Source organism: Bradyrhizobium sp. HKCCYLRH2060 (assembly GCF_051168135.1).
GTDB lineage: Bacteria > Pseudomonadota > Alphaproteobacteria > Rhizobiales > Xanthobacteraceae > Bradyrhizobium.
In genome coordinates this window covers 1-15,553 of the sequence record NZ_JBNPUK010000031.1, presented here as the reverse complement: position 1 = coordinate 15,553, position 15,553 = coordinate 1, and the positions used below count along the sequence as shown (strand labels likewise).

Annotated in this window: 12 protein-coding genes; 5 read left to right on the top strand and 7 right to left on the bottom strand. The window is 65.9% G+C overall.

The annotated features are described in order from the left end of the window. Positions 1 to 241: 241 nt before the first annotated feature. Complete coding sequence (locus ACQR10_RS32525; RefSeq protein ID WP_316183410.1) at positions 242 to 1,090, bottom strand: VOC family protein; 849 nt, start codon at positions 1,088 to 1,090, stop codon at positions 242 to 244. Further along, positions 1,087 to 2,346: a Glu/Leu/Phe/Val family dehydrogenase gene (locus ACQR10_RS32520; RefSeq protein WP_434873694.1), complete on the bottom strand. Its 1,260-nt coding sequence runs from the start codon at positions 2,344 to 2,346 to the stop codon at positions 1,087 to 1,089. The genes ACQR10_RS32525 and ACQR10_RS32520 overlap by 4 nt, the downstream gene beginning before the upstream one ends. A 205-nt stretch (positions 2,347 to 2,551) precedes the next feature. Between ACQR10_RS32520 and ACQR10_RS32515 the strand changes: the two genes are divergently transcribed. Further along, entirely contained in the window at positions 2,552 to 3,445 is an 894-nt protein-coding gene (locus tag ACQR10_RS32515; protein ID WP_315805870.1) for a sugar kinase, read from the top strand. Positions 3,446 to 3,467: 22 nt separating this feature from the next. Further along, positions 3,468 to 4,376 (top strand): ribokinase, encoded by a 909-nt coding sequence (rbsK, locus tag ACQR10_RS32510; protein WP_434912202.1) that lies wholly within the window; start codon positions 3,468 to 3,470, stop codon positions 4,374 to 4,376. Here the strand turns inward: rbsK and ACQR10_RS32505 are convergent. Beyond that, entirely contained in the window at positions 4,373 to 5,608 is a 1,236-nt protein-coding gene (locus ACQR10_RS32505) for an NAD(P)/FAD-dependent oxidoreductase (protein WP_434912203.1), read from the bottom strand. The two genes, rbsK and ACQR10_RS32505, sit on opposite strands and share 4 nt — an antisense overlap. 113 nt (positions 5,609 to 5,721) lie before the next feature. Here ACQR10_RS32505 and ACQR10_RS32500 point away from each other — a divergent pair, with 113 nt between their 5' ends. Further along, a complete protein-coding gene (locus ACQR10_RS32500; protein ID WP_316218913.1) occupies positions 5,722 to 6,507 on the top strand; it encodes an enoyl-CoA hydratase/isomerase family protein in 786 nt (261 codons plus the stop codon). An 8-nt stretch (positions 6,508 to 6,515) separates the two neighbouring features. Here the strand turns inward: ACQR10_RS32500 and ACQR10_RS32495 are convergent, their stop codons facing one another. Continuing rightward, a complete protein-coding gene (locus ACQR10_RS32495; protein WP_316218912.1) occupies positions 6,516 to 8,222 on the bottom strand; it encodes an IlvD/Edd family dehydratase in 1,707 nt (568 codons plus the stop codon). A gap of 141 nt (positions 8,223 to 8,363) precedes the next feature. Then, positions 8,364 to 9,182, bottom strand: coding sequence for an NAD-dependent epimerase/dehydratase family protein (locus ACQR10_RS32490; protein WP_315805865.1), 819 nt, complete (start codon positions 9,180 to 9,182; stop codon positions 8,364 to 8,366). An 89-nt stretch (positions 9,183 to 9,271) separates the two neighbouring features. Here ACQR10_RS32490 and ACQR10_RS32485 point away from each other — a divergent pair, with 89 nt between their 5' ends. Continuing rightward, positions 9,272 to 10,240 carry an SMP-30/gluconolactonase/LRE family protein gene (locus ACQR10_RS32485; protein WP_316218911.1) on the top strand — a complete coding sequence of 323 codons (969 nt, stop codon included), beginning with the start codon at positions 9,272 to 9,274 and terminating at the stop codon, positions 10,238 to 10,240. Positions 10,241 to 10,351: 111 nt separating this feature from the next. On the opposite strand, the gene ACQR10_RS32480 is transcribed toward ACQR10_RS32485, so the two are convergent. Continuing rightward, on the bottom strand, positions 10,352 to 11,782 hold the full coding sequence (locus tag ACQR10_RS32480; protein ID WP_316218909.1) for an aldehyde dehydrogenase family protein: 1,431 nt from the start codon (positions 11,780 to 11,782) through the stop codon (positions 10,352 to 10,354). Positions 11,783 to 12,271: 489 nt separating this feature from the next. Further along, positions 12,272 to 14,638 carry a transketolase gene (locus ACQR10_RS32475; RefSeq protein ID WP_316218908.1) on the bottom strand — a complete coding sequence of 789 codons (2,367 nt, stop codon included), beginning with the start codon at positions 14,636 to 14,638 and terminating at the stop codon, positions 12,272 to 12,274. 138 nt (positions 14,639 to 14,776) lie between these two features. Here ACQR10_RS32475 and ACQR10_RS32470 point away from each other — a divergent pair, with 138 nt between their 5' ends. Further along, on the top strand, positions 14,777 to 15,238 hold the full coding sequence (locus ACQR10_RS32470; protein WP_316218907.1) for an Lrp/AsnC family transcriptional regulator: 462 nt from the start codon (positions 14,777 to 14,779) through the stop codon (positions 15,236 to 15,238). Positions 15,239 to 15,553 lie beyond the last annotated feature (315 nt).

The following is a 15,553-nucleotide window of genomic DNA, read 5'->3' as shown; positions in this document are numbered from 1 at the left end:
GGGCCACCCCAACTTGCCAAAAACCCACAACAGTTGAGCCTCGCAATATGCGGAAGCTGAACCGGACAGCCGTGGGCCCGTCCCGGCCATCCACGTCGTTCGGCGTGTGCGGTGCTACCTGGATGGCCGGGACGAGCCTGGCCATGACGGGTCGAAAGAGCTGAGCGCATCCCGACGCCCTAGCGTTGCTCGCGACCTGCCGTGCCGTTGTCCGAACGCCTCTCCACGCTCCGCGAATCCCTCACTCCGCCACGCGCGGGGTCTTCTCCAGGATCAGCGTGTGGATGCCGCAGGTGCCGCTGTAGAGGCTCATCACCCGTGTGCCGGGCTTGCGCCCAACTCTGGGCTCGGAGACCTGCAGGCCGGCGGCGAGCAGCCGCGCGCGCGTGGCATCGATGTCGGCGACGCGCCAGCTCAGGCCCCAGAGCTTGTCATGGGCCTTGTCGTTGCCGGCGACCGGCCGCTTCACCACCTCGACGATCAGGTCGCCGCAGCGGAAGAACATCAACTGCCCCCATTCCTGATGGCTGCGGTCGAGCGCCATGTCGAGGCCGAGCCGGGCGCCGTAGAGCGCGGCGGCGCGTTCGGGATCCTCGGTCGAGATCACGATATGGTCGAGGCCGAGCACGGCCGTATCGGCGGTCTTGGCGGACGGCGGGCGCGGCTCGGCAAGCTCGAGGAAGAACATGCGCACGCCGCGCGTCAGATCGGTCATCGCACGGGTGCGCTTCCAATGCAGCGTCTGGCCGGAGACGCGATCGGTGTTGTCGACCTCGGCAATCGGATCCGGCTTCAGCGCGACCCGCTCGAGCCGCCGATGCATCTTGCCGATATCGCCGGTGGCAAAGCAGATGCTGGCGAGCCCCTCTCCCCAGATCTTGATGACGTTGCGGATGCGGTCGGCGGCGGGGCTCTCCCCCGCCGGCGCCATCAGCTCCAGGCTCATGTTGTCGAGCGTGAACAGGACGCGGTCGGCGCCCTCGCCCGAATTCTGCCAGGACGGCTTGCGCGCCAGCAGCGTCTCGAACGCGGCGCTGCCGGCCTGGATGTCCTGCAGCAGGACGACGACGTGGTCGAGCCCGGTGATCACGGAAACAGCCCTCGCGAGTTCTTGGCGTTGCGCACCTTCTCTACCCCGATCGCCATCGCCGCGGTCCGGTGCGAGATGTCGTCGGCCTTGGCGCGCGCCAGCATCCGCTCGAAGGCGCGGTCGAGGATCTGGTACTCCCTGCGCATCACCTCCTCTTCCTCCCAGAACAGCTGCTGCAGATCCTGCACCCATTCGAAGTAGCTGACGATGACGCCGCCGGAATTGCAGAGGATGTCGGGAATGAGGAAGATCTCCTTGCGGCGCTGCTCCAGCACGAGATCGGCATCCGGCGTGGTCGGACCGTTGGCGGCTTCCGCGATCACCCGGCATTTCAGATGCGCCGCCACCTTGGCGTCGATCACGCGCTCGACGGCCGCCGGCACGAGGATGTCACAGGCCAGGGTCAGTATCTGGTATGGATCGAAGGCGAGTTCGGTGGAGAAGCCCGCAATGCTGCCGTGCCTGGTCGCATGCTCCATCAGCGCCGGGATGTCGAGGCCACGCGGATCATGGAGGGCGCCAGTGTGATCGCTGACCGCAATCACCTTCATGCCCATCTGGTGGAAGCCGAGCGCGGCGTAGGAGCCGACATTGCCGAAGCCCTGCACTACGGCCGTGGACGTGGTCGGGTCGATGCCCAGCTCATCCATCACCCGCCGCGACACATGGGCGACGCCGCGGCCGGTCGCCTCGCGGCGGCCGAGCGTGCCGCCGGAGAACACCGGCTTGCCGGTGACGATCTCGGTCACGGTCTGGCCCTGGTACATCGAATACGTGTCCATGAACCAGGCCATCACCTGCTCATTGGTGCCCATGTCGGGCGCCATCACGTCGGTATGCGGGCCGACGAACGGGATCATCTCCTGCATGTAGCGGCGCGACAGCGATTCGAGCTCGCGCTTCGACAGCTTGGAGAGATCGACGTTGATGCCGCCCTTGGCGCCGCCATAGGGCAAGCCGACCAGCGCGCATTTCCAGCTCATCCAGATCGCGAGCGCGGCGACCTCGCCAATGTCGACCGTGGGGGCGAACCGCGTGCCGCCCTTGGTCGGCCCCATCGTCAGCAGATGCTGGACCCGGTAGCCTTCATAGACCGAGATCGTGCCATCATCCTTGTGGATCGGACACGAGACGGTGATCGCCCGCTTCGGCAACAGCAGCCGGTCCCGCTCGTCGGCTGGGATACCAAGATGGTCGGCGATCACGTTGAACTGATTGGTGGCCATCTCGAACACCGGACCCGCATAGACAGTCATATTCCACTCCCGAATCTGCGTTTCTGCAGGCCGGCAACCATAGCGCGACCCGCGCGCCGGCGGCAGGGGGCCACCGGTAGCAGACGGCCGATCTCAACCACCAAGGTGACGATTTGACGAAGAATTTCAGCGTTGATCCGCTTTGACCGCTTGCTAATCTGCGGCGCCGGGGCCGCGATCACCCCTTAGTGAGACAGAAATGGCAATGCAGGCCCTCTTCATCGGACAGACCTACATCGACGTGACATTCATCACCGACCACATGCCGACGGGGGACGAGAAGCACGTGGCGTCCGACTATGCCGTCTCGTTCGGCGGCAATGCCGTGACTGCGGCATTTTGCTGCGCCAAGCTCGGCATTGTGCCCGACCTGATCGCGACCGTCGCGAATGACTGGCTCGGGCGGATGTTCCAGGACATGACCGCGAAATACGGCATCTCGGTCCACCCCCGGAAGGTCAATGCCTCCTCGCTGTCCTTCATCATGCCGAAGGACGGCAAGCGCGCCATCGTGCGCTGCCGCGACGACGCGCATATCCACCCGTTCCCGCTGCTCAATCTCGGCAATTGCAGGGCGCTGCATGTCGACGGCCACCAGCCCGACGCCGCGTTGCATTATGCCAAGCTGTGCCGCGAGGCCGGCATCCTGACCTCGCTCGACGGCGGCGGCCTGCGCACCAACACCCATGAGCTGCTCGAATATATCGACGTCGCGATCGTCGCCGAGCGGCTGTGCGAGCAGATGGATCTCACGCCGGAAAAGATGCTCGACTACCTGAAGAGCCGCGGCTGCCGCATCGGCGGCGTCACCCAGGGCGAGAAGGGCCTGCTCTGGTATGACGAGGTCGGCGCCGTGCATACGCTGCCGGCCTATCCGATCCCGCGCGAGCGCGTGATCGACACCAATGGCGCCGGCGACGTCTTCCACGGCGCGTATGTGTATTCGTACCTCGCCGATCCCGCCAAGGGCTGGAAGGAGCATTTCGAGTTCGCGCGCGCGGCCTCGACGTTCAAGATCCAGAAGCTCGGCAACGAGGCCGGCCTGCCGACGCTCGCCGATATCGAGCTGGTCCGGCAGGAATTCGAGGCGCGCGTCTAGCGGCTGTTTGGGAGAAAAGCGGATGGGACGGGTCGTCGTCGCCGGCAGCATCAACATGGATGTGGTGGCGGCGGCCGAGCGCCATCCGCGCATCGGCGAGACCGTCGCGGGCCGGTCGGTGATGTACTTTCCCGGCGGCAAGGGCGCGAACCAGGCGGTCTCAGCCGCCAAGCTCGGCGCGCCGACGGCGCTGATCGGCCGCCTCGGCCGCGACGCCTTCGGCGAGCAGCTGCGCGCCTTCCTCGCCGGCCAGGGCATCGACCTCGCCGCGGTCAAGGACAGCGCGGACGCGTCGACGGGCACCGCGATCATCACGCTGGCCAACGCCGACAACACGATCGTGGTGATCCCGGGCGCCAATGCCGAGGTCAGCGCCGATGACGTGGCGCAGATTGCGTTGACAACGGGCGACGTGGCGGTGAGCCAGTTCGAGATCCCGCAGGCGACCATCGCCGCCTTCTTCCAGCGTGCGAAGGCCGCCGGCGCCACCACGATCCTCAACCCCGCCCCCGCCAGCGCCTTTGGCCGCGAGCTGTTCGCGCTGGTCGACGTCCTCGTGCTCAACGAAACCGAGCTCGGCTTCCTGGCCGGCATCGAGCTTGGCGACGCGCCGACGCCGCAGCAGGTAATCACGGCGGTGCTTGCGCTCAAGCCTCGCGACGATCAGACGGTCTGCGTCACGCTCGGCGCGCGCGGCGCGGTCGCGATCACTGCTGGCGAAGCCCGGCTGGTCGAAGGCCGCGCGGTGAAAGCTGTCGACACCACGGGCGCCGGCGACTGCTTCGTCGGCGCGCTCGCGGCCCGGCTGTCGCAGGGCGCTGAGATCGCGGATGCGATCGCCTACGCCAACATTGCGGCGTCGATCTCGGTGCAGCGGATGGGCGCCGGCCCGTCGATGCCCACTGCCGAGGAGGTGCGCGCGCTGCTCTAGGCGAGAGCGCTCTTCAGGTCGAAGCTGGGATCAGCGGCCTTGGCTGCATCCAAGGTGCCGCCCGCAGCAAGCAACTTGCGGCCGAACATATGGTCGCCGGCGCGGTTGACCGACTCGATGCCGACCAGCCGGCCCTCTTTGTAACAGAATGCGGAGAACGCCTTTTGCGCCGGATCCCCGCGCAGCACGACCTGGTCATAGCCCGTGGTGAGCCCCGCGATCTGGAGCTTGTCATTGCCCTGATCGCTCCAGAACCACGGCTGCCCGTCATAGGGCTTGACGTCGCCCGTCAGCCGCGCCGCGACGCAGCGGGCATGATCGGTGGCGTTCTGCACCGACTCCAGCCGCAATGTGCCGCCAAAGCGCTGGCTGGCGAACAGGGCGCAATCGCCGATCGCCGAGATGTGCGGATCGCTGGTGAGCAGATACTCGTCGACCACGATGCCGGAGGCGACCTGCAATCCAGCCTCGGCGGCGAGCTCGACATTCGGCAGCACGCCGACGCCGACCACGACGAGATCGGCGGGGATGTGCCGACCATCGCTGAGGCTGACGCCGGTGACCTTGTTGCCGTCGGCCTCGATGCTGGTGGACTGCACTCCGAGATGAATCTGCACGCCGGCATCGGCATGCTGCTTCTGGAAGTAGTCGGAGATTTCCGCCGTCACGGCCCGCGCCATCACCCGCGCGCCGAGCTCGAGCACGTCGACCTCGAGGCCCTTGATCCGCGCGGTCGCCGCGAATTCGAGACCGATGAAGCCGGCGCCGATCACCACGGCCCGCTTGGCATCGGCGAGCAAGCCTCGCAGCGTTTCGCTGTCGTCGAGAATGCGCAGATAGCGCACGGCCGGGAGATTGGCATTGGGAATGTCGAGCAGCCGGTTGCGCGCGCCGGTCGCGAACACGAGGTGCCCATAGTCGAGCGTCCGACCGGAGGCGAGCAGCACCTTGCGCTGATCGCGCTGAACCGCGACGGCACGATCGTAGACGAGATCGATGGTCTGGTCCGCGTAGAACTTCTGCGGCCGAAACATCAGGGTCTCGGGACCGCCGGTGCCCTTGAGATAGGCCTTCGACAGCGGCGGGCGCTGATACGGCAGATGCGGTTCGTCGTTGATCAGGTGAATCGGATCGGCAAAGCCTGCCTGACGCAGCGAGGTCGCGAGCTGGAATCCCGCATGCCCCGCACCCACGATCACCACCGGTCCCTTCGTCACTGCGCCCTGCCCCATTCTGTCATTGTCCATGCCGACGGAACCGGGTTTTGGCAGACTTGCCCGGCATTGTCACCGGTCCCGCCGTGCGGTTTAAATGCGGCAACAAGAACCACGCCCGGGAGGTATGAATGTCGGACGCCGTAGCGGAACCTGCCCGCCTGAGCATCGAGGGTCCGATCGCGACCATCACGCTCGACCGCCCGGCGGCGTTCAACGCCATCAACCTTGCGATTGCGAAGCGCTTGGAGCTGCTTGCAGCCCAAGTAGAGGCCGACGAGACCATCCGCGTGCTGATCCTGAAAGGCGAAGGCCGCGCCTTCTGCGCCGGCGGCGATCTGCAGACGATCGGCGCTGCCGCTGAGGCCAACGCCATCACGCCTGTCGTCAGCGAACTGCTGCATCACTACCATGCTTTCATCGCGAGCCTGCGGCGAATGCCCAAGATCGTGCTGGCGAGCGTGCACGGCTCCGCCGCCGGCGCAGGGATGTCGCTCGCCTTCGCCGCCGACCTCTGCATCGCCGCCGAGGACGCGCGCTTCACGCCGGCCTATGCCAAGCTCGGCGTGTCGCCCGACGGCGGCGGTACAGTTGGCATGGTCGCCACTGTGGGCATCAGGCGGGCGTTGCAGATCTTCCTGGCGGAGGACAGCTTCACGGCCGCGCAGGCCCATGAATGGGGCTTGGTCGCGAAAGTCGTCCCCGCCACCGACCTCGCTGCAGCCACCGAAGCGCTGGCTGCGCGGCTGGCGCAGAATGTGCCGGCGGGGATCGCGGCGACCAAGGCGCTGATCCATCGCGCGCCGACCAGCTCGGTCGAAGACCAGCTCGCGGCCGAACGCGATGCGATCATCAACTGCATGCACACGGATGAATTCCGCACCGCCGTGAAGCGGTTCACCAGCAAGGGAAAGTAGGACTGCACTCACCCCTTCCCTTTCCGGCGCATGAAATCGAAATCGCAGCCGTCGTCGGCCTGCAGGATCGTTTCATGGAAGAGATGCGCATAGCCGCGCTCCGCCCATTCGGGCGTTGCGGCTTGCTTCAGCGCAGCGCGACGCCGGTCCAACTCGGCGTCGTCGACCAGCAGGTCGATGCTGCGCTTGGGAACATCGAGCCGGATCATGTCGCCGCTCCGCACCAGCGCCAGCGGGCCGCCAACCGCGGACTCCGGGGTGATATGCAGCACGATGGTGCCGAAGGCGGTGCCGCTCATGCGCGCATCGGAGATGCGCACCATGTCCTTCGTGCCGCCGCGCGCGAGCTTCTTCGGGATCGGCAGGTACCCCGCCTCCGGCATGCCCGGCGCGCCTTTGGGTCCGGCATTGCGCAACACCAGGACGTCGTCGGCCGAGACGTCGAGATCGGGGGCATCGACCCGCAAGGTCATGTCCTCGATCGACTCGAACACGACGGCGCGCCCGGTGTGCTGCAGCAGCTTGGGGCTTGCCGCCGAATGCTTGATGACCGCGCCGCGTGGCGCCAGATTGCCGCGCAGCACGGCAAGGCCGCCTTCCGGCTTGATCGCGTCGTCGCGCGAGCGGATCACGTCCTGCCCCGGCACGTCCTCGGCGGCGGCCACGATGTCGCGCAGCGACTGGCCGGTGATCGAGCGGCAATCGAGGTCGATGAGATCGCCGAGCTGCTTCATCAGCTTCGGCACGCCGCCGGCGTGATGGAAATGCTCCATGTAGTGATCGCCGGACGGCTTGAGGTCGACCAGCACCGGCACCTCGCGCCCGATGCAGTCGAACGCATCGAGGTCGATCCTGTGCGGCGTCCGGCCGGCGATGGCGGTGAGATGCACGAGCCCGTTGGTCGAGCCGCCGATCGCCTGCAGCACCACCTGGGCGTTCTTGAAGGCCGCCGGCGTCAGCAACTCGCTCGGCCTCGGCCCCTTCGTCTTGGCCATTTCCGCCGCGACCCGGCCGCTGGCCTCGGCCGAGCGGAAACGCTCGGCGTGGGGCGCCGGGATGGTCGCGCTCATCGGCAGGGACAGGCCGAGCGCCTCGGTGATGCAGGCCATGGTCGAAGCCGTGCCCATCACCATGCAGGTGCCGACCGAAGGCGCGAGCCGGCCGTTGACCGCATCGATCTCGCTGCCGTCCATCTCACCGGCGCGATACTTCGCCCAGAGACGTCGGCAATCGGTGCAGGCGCCGAGCACCTCGCCCTTGTGATGCCCGACCACCATCGGTCCGACCGGAATGACCACGGTCGGCAGATCGGCGGACACCGCGGCCATGATCTGCGCCGGCAAGGTCTTGTCGCAACCGCCGATGACGACAACGGCGTCCATCGGCTGCGCGCGGATCATCTCCTCGGTCTCCATCGCCATCAGGTTGCGCAGATACATCGAGGTCGGATGCGCAAAACTCTCGGCGATCGAGATGGTCGGAAACACGAACGGCATCGCGCCGGACAGCATGACGCCGCGCTTCACCGCTTCCAAAATCTGCGGCACGTTGCCATGGCAGGGATTGTAGTCGCTGTAGGTGTTGGTGATGCCGACGATCGGACGATCGAGCGCGTCATCGGAATAGCCGGCCGCCTTGATGAAGGCCTTGCGCAGGAACAGCGAGAATCCGGCATCGCCGTAAGCGGTCAGTCCCTTGCGCAGGCCGTCGGTCATGGTCTTCTTTTCTTTCGTTGCTCTGTCTCGTTATTCCGGGGCGCGCGAAGCGCGAACCCGGAATCCAGAAGTGGTTTAAACTCTCATGTCGAGATTCCGGGTTCGCGTCCTGCGGACGCGCCCCGGAATGCCGACCTTGGATCACCCCCAATCGATGATCCGGCTGGTGTCGCCATCGAACTCCGTGGTGCAGAACGCGCCGCCCTGGAAATAGTCCCCAATCGGATCGGCCGGCAGCTTGGCCTGCTCGGCCATGGCGTGCTCGCGGAAATCCTCGGCGCGGCCAGTCGGGCGGTAGCCGAGATCATAGGCGCGCTGGTTGTCCCACCAGGCGCGTTCATTGAGCGAGGCGCCGTACAGCACCTCGAAGTGGATGTCCGGATGCTCCAGGCCGATGCGGCAGAGCTGCACGAGATCCTCCGGCTTCAGCCAGATCGACAGACGGCGCTTGTCGAGCGGCTTGTCGCCGAAATTGCCGATGCGGAGGCACGTGACCTTCAGCCCGTGCTTGTCGGCATACAGAGACCCGAGCGCCTCGCCGAACACCTTGCTGACGCCGTAGCGGCCGTCGGGGCGCGGCTGCACGTCGTTGTCGATCTTGCGATGGCGCGGATAGAAGCCGACCGCGTGGTTCGACGACGCGAACACCACGCGCTTCACACCCTTGCGGCGGGCGGCCTCGAACAGGTTGTAGCCGCCGATGATGTTGGCCTGCAGGATGTCGCTCCACGGTCCTTCGACCGAGTAGCCGCCGAAATGGATGATGCCGTCGACGCCCTCGCACAGCGCCTCGACCTGGGACAGGTCGGCAAGATCGGCCGCCTTGAACGTCTCCTGGCTGGACAGATCCGCCGGCGGTCTGAGGTCGCTGAGCAGAAGGTCCGGATAGATCGGCGGCAGCAGCTTCCGCAAGGAAGTGCCGATCCCACCGCTCGCTCCGGTCATCAAGATACGTGGCATTTCATCCCTCTTGTTCGGCCCGCAGGTTTGCGGTCATTGCTCGGCGATGATAGCAGAGATCGTAACGGCGCAATAACAGGACCGGCCAAATGTCCGACGGAAACGCTCACGCGCAGGGCTTTCGCCCTGCCACCTTCTATCCCGATCCGGCGATCCAGGCGCTGGATCCGCGCTTCGAGAAATACTGGCTCAAGCTCTCCGCGGTCGAGCGGCTCGCCACCGGGCTGCGCTGGGCAGAGGGGCCGGTGTGGTTTGGCGACGGGCGCTATCTCCTCTGCAGCGATATTCCCAACCAGCGCATCCTCAAATGGGAGGAGGAGACCGGCGCGGTCTCGATCTTCCGCAAGCCCTCCAATTTCGCCAACGGCAACACCCGTGACCGGCAGGGACGGCTCGTCACCTGCGAGCATGGCGGCCGCCGCGTCACGCGCACCGAATACGACGGCTCGATCACCGTGCTGATGGATTCCTTCAACGGCAAGCGGCTGAACTCGCCGAACGACGTCGTGGTGAAGTCCGACGGCTCGATCTGGTTCACCGATCCGACCTTCGGCCTGCTCGGCAATTACGAGGGCTACAAGGCCGAGCCGGAGATCGACACCCACGTGTACCGGATCGACGCTGGCACCGGCCAAGCGACCATCGTCGCCGAAGGCGTGCTGGGGCCGAACGGGCTGTGCTTCTCGCCCGACGAATCCATCCTCTACATCGTCGAATCCCGCGGCGTGCCGACGCGCAAGATCCTCGCCTATGACGTCTCCGCCGACGGCACGACGCTCACCAACAAGCGCGTCCACATCGATGCCGGCCCAGGCACGCCGGACGGCATGCGCTGCGACGTCGACGGCAATCTCTGGTGCGGCTGGGGCATGGGCTCGCCCGAGCTCGATGGCGTCATGGTGTTCGCGCCGGATGGCGCGCCGATCGGCCGCATCGCTTTGCCCGAGCGCTGCGCCAACGTCTGCTTCGGCGGCCTCAAGCGCAACCGCCTGTTCATGGCTGCCAGCCAGTCGATCTACGCACTCTACGTGAACACGCAGGGCGCGCTGGGGGGCTGACATCCGGTCCCGTAGGGTGGGCAAAGGCGCGGAGCGCCGTGCCCACCTGCTTCGTTGTCGGCGCGAACGGTGGGCACGCCGCGCTTTGCCCACCCTACGCATCCTCACCGATCAGGCCGCGTTGTAGCCCGCGACCGCCTTGACCTCGAGATACTCCTCGAGACCGAACTTGCCCCATTCGCGGCCGTTGCCGGACTGCTTGTAGCCGCCGAACGGCGCGGTGCGGTCGTTCGGCACGCCCTGCAAATTGACGTTGCCGGCGCGGATCTTGCGACCGACCTCGCGGGCCTTCTCGATCGTCGGAGCCGAGACGTAGCCGGCAAGACCATAGGGCGTGTCGTTGGCAATCTTCACCGCCTCGGACTCGTCCTGCGCACCGATGATGACGAGAACCGGCCCGAAAATCTCCTCGCGCGAGATCGTCATGTCAGGCTTGACGTCGGCGAAGATGGTCGGACGGACGTAGAAGCCCTTGTTGACGCCCTCGGGCAGGCCCGGACCGCCAGCCACGAGCGTCGCGCCCTCCTCGATACCCTTGTTGATGAGGGCCTGGATCTTGTCCCACTGGCCGCGATTGACGACCGGGCCGATCGTGGTGCCCTCGCCGCGGGGATCGCCGGCCTTGGTCTTGTCGGCGACGCCCTTGGCGATCGCGGCCACTTCCTTCATCCGCGCGGCCGGCACGATCATGCGCGACGGCGCGTTGCAGGACTGGCCCGAGTTGTTGAACATGTGCATGACGCCGCCGGTCACCGCCTTGGTGAGGTCGGCCCCCTCCAGGATCACGTTCGGCGACTTGCCGCCGAGCTCCTGGCTGACGCGCTTCACCGTCGGCGCTGCGCGCTTGGCGACGTCGATGCCGGCGCGGGTCGAGCCGGTGAACGAGATCATGTCGATGTCCGGATGTTCGCTCATGGCGGCGCCGACCTCCGGCCCGAGGCCGTTGATGAGGTTGAACACGCCCTTCGGCACGCCGGCTTCATGCAGGATCTCGGCGAAGATCAGCGCCGAGGTCGGAGTGAATTCCGACGGCTTCAGGATCATGGTGCAGCCCGCGGCCAGCGCCGGCGCGACCTTGCAGGCGATCTGATTGAGCGGCCAGTTCCAGGGCGTGATCATGCCCACCACGCCCACCGGCTCGCGCACGACTACGGACGCCGGAAGCGTCTCCTCGAACTCGTATTTCTTAAGCACGTCGAGCGTCGACATCAGGTGGCCGAGGCCGGCGCCGGCCTGCAGCTTCTCCGCCATCGGCAGCGGCGCGCCCATCTCGTCGGAGACGGCGGCGCCGATCTCCTTCATGCGGCCCTTGTAGACGGCGATGATCTTCTCGAGCAGCGCGACGCGCTCCTCACGCGAGGTCTGCGAAAAGGTCTCGAAGGCGCGCTTGGCGGCGGCGACGGCCTTGTCGACATCGGCCTTGGAGCCCAGCGCAACCTCATACATCGCCTCCTCGGTCGCCGGATTGATGACCGGGGTGGACTTCTTGACGACCGGATCGACCCAGGCGCCGTCGATGTAGAATTGCAGGCGATTGACCATCGGAAAACCTCTTCACGTGGAAGCATATGGAGGGGCGGCAGCGCGCGGGCCGGCATCCTGGCACGCGCGATCCGCGGGATGAACCCGCCACATGCGGGGACCGGGGTTGCGTCCCGCGGATATAGGAGCAAGCCCGCGACCGGCGCAAGCCGACGCGCCTGCGTTTCGTCGCCGCTCCATTTTGCATCGCAACAAGCGTGGCTCCCTCTTTCGCCGCTAACCGGCCATCATTCCGGATGGCAGAATTCCCGTCGCCGAAGATTCATTTCCAAGATGTGAACTGCTTCACATCGCCGTTGGATCGCCGTGGCTAATCTCCCCGTCATAGACATCTCGGCATCTCGAAAGGACGCCGGACACGATTTCAGAACGGATATTTTCGCCTGTTCTTATTGCTTGGCCTTTTAGCACGTAGACATTTGACCCAAGTTGCGACGCCGTCTCCTTCACCCCAGGTGAGCGAGGCGGCGTCCTTGTTTCCGCCCCCTCTCACACCGCCATCTTGCGATGCCTCACCGGGGCGCCGGTGAGGCTCTCGGCGGCGTCGATGATCGCGTTCGCGTCCATGCCGTTGTGGCGATAAAGGTCGTCGATCGTGCCGGTCTGGCCGAATTTCTCCACACCCAGCGCCTCGACGCGATGGCCGCGCACCGAGCCGAGCCAGCCGAGCGTCGCCGGATGGCCGTCGATCACGGTGACGATGCCGCAATCGCGCGGCAGCGGCGCCAGCAACTGCTCGATGTGGCTGAGATGCTGCCCGCCGCGGCGATGCCGGCGCAGGCTGCGCGCCGCCGTCCATCCGGCATGCAGCCGGTCGGCCGACGTGATCGCGAGCAGGCCGACGTCGCGGCGGGACTCGCCGATCAGGCCGGTGGCCTCGATCGCCTCCGGCGCGACCGCGCCGGTGTAGGCGACGATCACCTCCGCATTCGGGCCCGGCTTGCGCAGCCAATAGGCGCCCGCGGCGATGTCGGACTCCAGCTCGGGCGTCATGATCCGCTGCGGCTGGTCGATGGTGCGCGTCGACAGCCGCAGATAGACCGAGCCGCCCTCGCCCGGCGCGGCTTGCATGTGGGTAAAGCCCCACTTCATGATCGCGGCGAGCTCGTCGACGAAGGCCGGCTCGAACGAGGACAGCCCATCCTGCGCCATGCCGATCAAGGGCGTCGCGATCGACTGATGCGCGCCGCCTTCCGGCGCCAGGGTGACGCCCGACGGCGTCGCGACGACCATGAAACGCGCATCCTGATAGCAGGCGTAGTTCAGCGCATCGAGGCCGCGCTCGATGAAGGGATCGTACAAGGTGACCACCGGCAGCAGCCGCGCGCCGTTGATGGCGTGCGACAGCCCGAGCGCGGAGGCCATGATGAACAGGTTCATCTCGGCGATGCCGAGCTCAATATGCTGGCCCTTCGGCGAGGCCGCCCAATTGAAGGTCGAGGGGATCTTCTCGCTGCGGAACAAATCGGCCTTCTCGGCACGCGCGAACAGGCCACGGCGGTTGACCCAGGCACCGAGATTGGTCGAGACGGTGACATCGGGCGACGACGTCACGATGCGCGAGGCCATTGCGGTGTCGCCGCGGGCGAGATCGTTGAGGATCAGGCCAAAGCCCTGCTGCGTCGACATCTGAGCCGCGGCGGTGAAGGTCAGCCTGGGCACGTCGAACACGGCGTCATCGAGCCGGCGGCCATCGCGGTTGAACGGCACCGAGGCGAGGAACGACTCCAGCGTCGAAGCATCCTGCGTCAGTCCCTCGAACTTGTCCCATTCATGGCCCGGACGGATGTTCTGCTGCGCGCGCCATTTCTCCATCTGCGCCACCGTCATCAGCCCGGCATGGTTGTCCTTGTGGCCCTGGAACGGCAGGCCGACACCCTTGATGGTGTAGGCGATGAAACACACCGGGCGGTCGTGATCGATGGACTCGAACGCCTCCAGCATGCTCGCCATGTCATGGCCGCCGAGATTGGACATCAGCGCCAGCAGCTCGTCGTCATTGCGCTTGTCGAGCAGCCGCGTCACGTCGCCCTGGTCGCCGATCTCGTCCTGGATGTGCTTGCGGAAGGCAGCCCCACCCTGGAAGCACAGCGCCGCGTAGAGCGCGTTCGGGCAATTGTCGATCCAGCGCCTGAGCGCCTCGCCGCCGGGCTCGGCGAAGGCCTCGCGCATCAGCCGGCCGTATTTCACGATCACCACGTCCCAGCCGAAATTGCGGAACATGGTCTCGAACTTCTCCCACAGGCCCTCGCGCACCACGGCATCGAGGCTCTGGCGGTTGTAGTCGACGATCCACCAGGTGTTGCGCAGGCCGTGCTTCCAGCCCTCGGCCAGCGCCTCGAAGATGTTGCCCTCGTCCATCTCGGCATCGCCGACCAGCGCAATCATGCGGCCCTCGCGGCGATCCTTCGTCCAGCCATGCGCGTGCACGTAGTCCTGCACCAGCGAGGAGAACAGCGTCTGCGCGACGCCGAGGCCGACCGATCCGGTGGAGAAGTCGACATCGTCGACGTCCTTGGTGCGCGACGGGTAGGATTGCGCGCCCTTGAAGCCGCGGAAATTCTCCAGCTTCTCGCGCGTCTGCCGGCCGAACAGATACTGGATGGCGTGAAACACCGGGCTCGCATGCGGCTTCACCGCGACTCGGTCCTCCGGTCGCAGCACCGAGAAATACAGCGCCGACAGGATGGTCGCGAGCGAGGCGGACGAGGCCTGGTGGCCGCCGACCTTGAGGCCGTCGGTGTTGGGCCTGATATGGTTGGCGTGGTGGATGGTCCAGGACGACAGCCACAGCGCCTTCCGGGTCAGCGCGTTCAGGATGTCGAGACGATCTGACGATGCGGATGGCGTGGCCATGGCGCTGCTCCCCGGGTATTGCTGGATTCGTGGACTTTAATCCTCTTGCCACGGCCAGAATTCTCAATTTTTCGCGCACAGAGCGGCTCTATTGGGATATTTTATCAACCTGAACTCATTTTCAGCGACTTGATTCCAATGCCAGAACTCGACGCCATCGACCGCAAGATTCTCGGCCACCTCCAGGCCGACGGCCGCATCACCATGCAGGAGCTGGCCGACAAGGTGGGCCTCTCGGTCTCGCCCTGCCATCGCCGCGTGAAATTGCTGGAGGAGCGCGGCGTCATCACCCGCTACATCGCGAGCGTCGACCAGAAGGCGCTCGGGCTGCACGTCTCGGTGTTCATCTCGATCAAGCTGGCTCGGCAGAAGGAGGAGGACCTGAAACGGTTCGAGAAGGCGATCTCGGCCTGGCCCGAGGTGCTGGAGTGCTATCTGATGACAGGCAATCGGGACTACATGCTGCGGGTGGTAGCGGCCGACCTGTCGTCGTATGAGGCGTTCCTGAAGACCAAGCTGACAAGGCTCGACGGCATCGCCTCGATCGAGAGCAGCTTTGCCCTGAGTCAGGTCAAGTACTCGATTGCACTGCCGGTGTGAGCCAAGCAATCGCCACGACTTCCGCTGTCGTCCCGGCGAACGCCGGGACCCATACTCCGCGGCGGCCGTGGTGAAACAAGCCTGGTCCAACATCTCGCGCAACAACATCTTCCTGGGGTTATGGGTCCCGGCGTTCGCCGGGACGACACCGTGTTTGTTGAAACGAGACGCCCACCAAGATTTCCGTCATTGCGAGGAGCGCAGCGACGAAGCAATCCAGAGCGCATCCGCGGCAAGATCCTGGATTGCTTCGCTGCTGTTCAGCCCGGGGACATGGCTGACAGGTGTTCGGAGACATGGTTGACACCTCAAAAT

What these genes read in the sequence shown, in the direction of transcription:
- ACQR10_RS32500 (WP_316218913.1), top strand. Translation starts at nt 5,722, where the DNA reads ATGTCGGACGCCGTAGCGGAACCTGCCCGCCTGAGCATCGAGGGTCCG.
- ACQR10_RS32490 (WP_315805865.1), bottom strand. Translation starts at nt 9,182, where the DNA reads ATGCCACGTATCTTGATGACCGGAGCGAGCGGTGGGATCGGCACTTCC.
- ACQR10_RS32505 (WP_434912203.1), bottom strand. Translation starts at nt 5,608, where the DNA reads ATGGGGCAGGGCGCAGTGACGAAGGGACCGGTGGTGATCGTGGGTGCG.
- ACQR10_RS32480 (WP_316218909.1), bottom strand. Translation starts at nt 11,782, where the DNA reads ATGGTCAATCGCCTGCAATTCTACATCGACGGCGCCTGGGTCGATCCG.
- ACQR10_RS32485 (WP_316218911.1), top strand. Translation starts at nt 9,272, where the DNA reads ATGTCCGACGGAAACGCTCACGCGCAGGGCTTTCGCCCTGCCACCTTC.
- ACQR10_RS32495 (WP_316218912.1), bottom strand. Translation starts at nt 8,222, where the DNA reads ATGACCGACGGCCTGCGCAAGGGACTGACCGCTTACGGCGATGCCGGA.
- ACQR10_RS32520 (WP_434873694.1), bottom strand. Translation starts at nt 2,346, where the DNA reads ATGACTGTCTATGCGGGTCCGGTGTTCGAGATGGCCACCAATCAGTTC.
- ACQR10_RS32475 (WP_316218908.1), bottom strand. Translation starts at nt 14,638, where the DNA reads ATGGCCACGCCATCCGCATCGTCAGATCGTCTCGACATCCTGAACGCG.
- rbsK (WP_434912202.1), top strand. Translation starts at nt 3,468, where the DNA reads ATGGGACGGGTCGTCGTCGCCGGCAGCATCAACATGGATGTGGTGGCG.
- ACQR10_RS32470 (WP_316218907.1), top strand. Translation starts at nt 14,777, where the DNA reads ATGCCAGAACTCGACGCCATCGACCGCAAGATTCTCGGCCACCTCCAG.
- ACQR10_RS32515 (WP_315805870.1), top strand. Translation starts at nt 2,552, where the DNA reads ATGCAGGCCCTCTTCATCGGACAGACCTACATCGACGTGACATTCATC.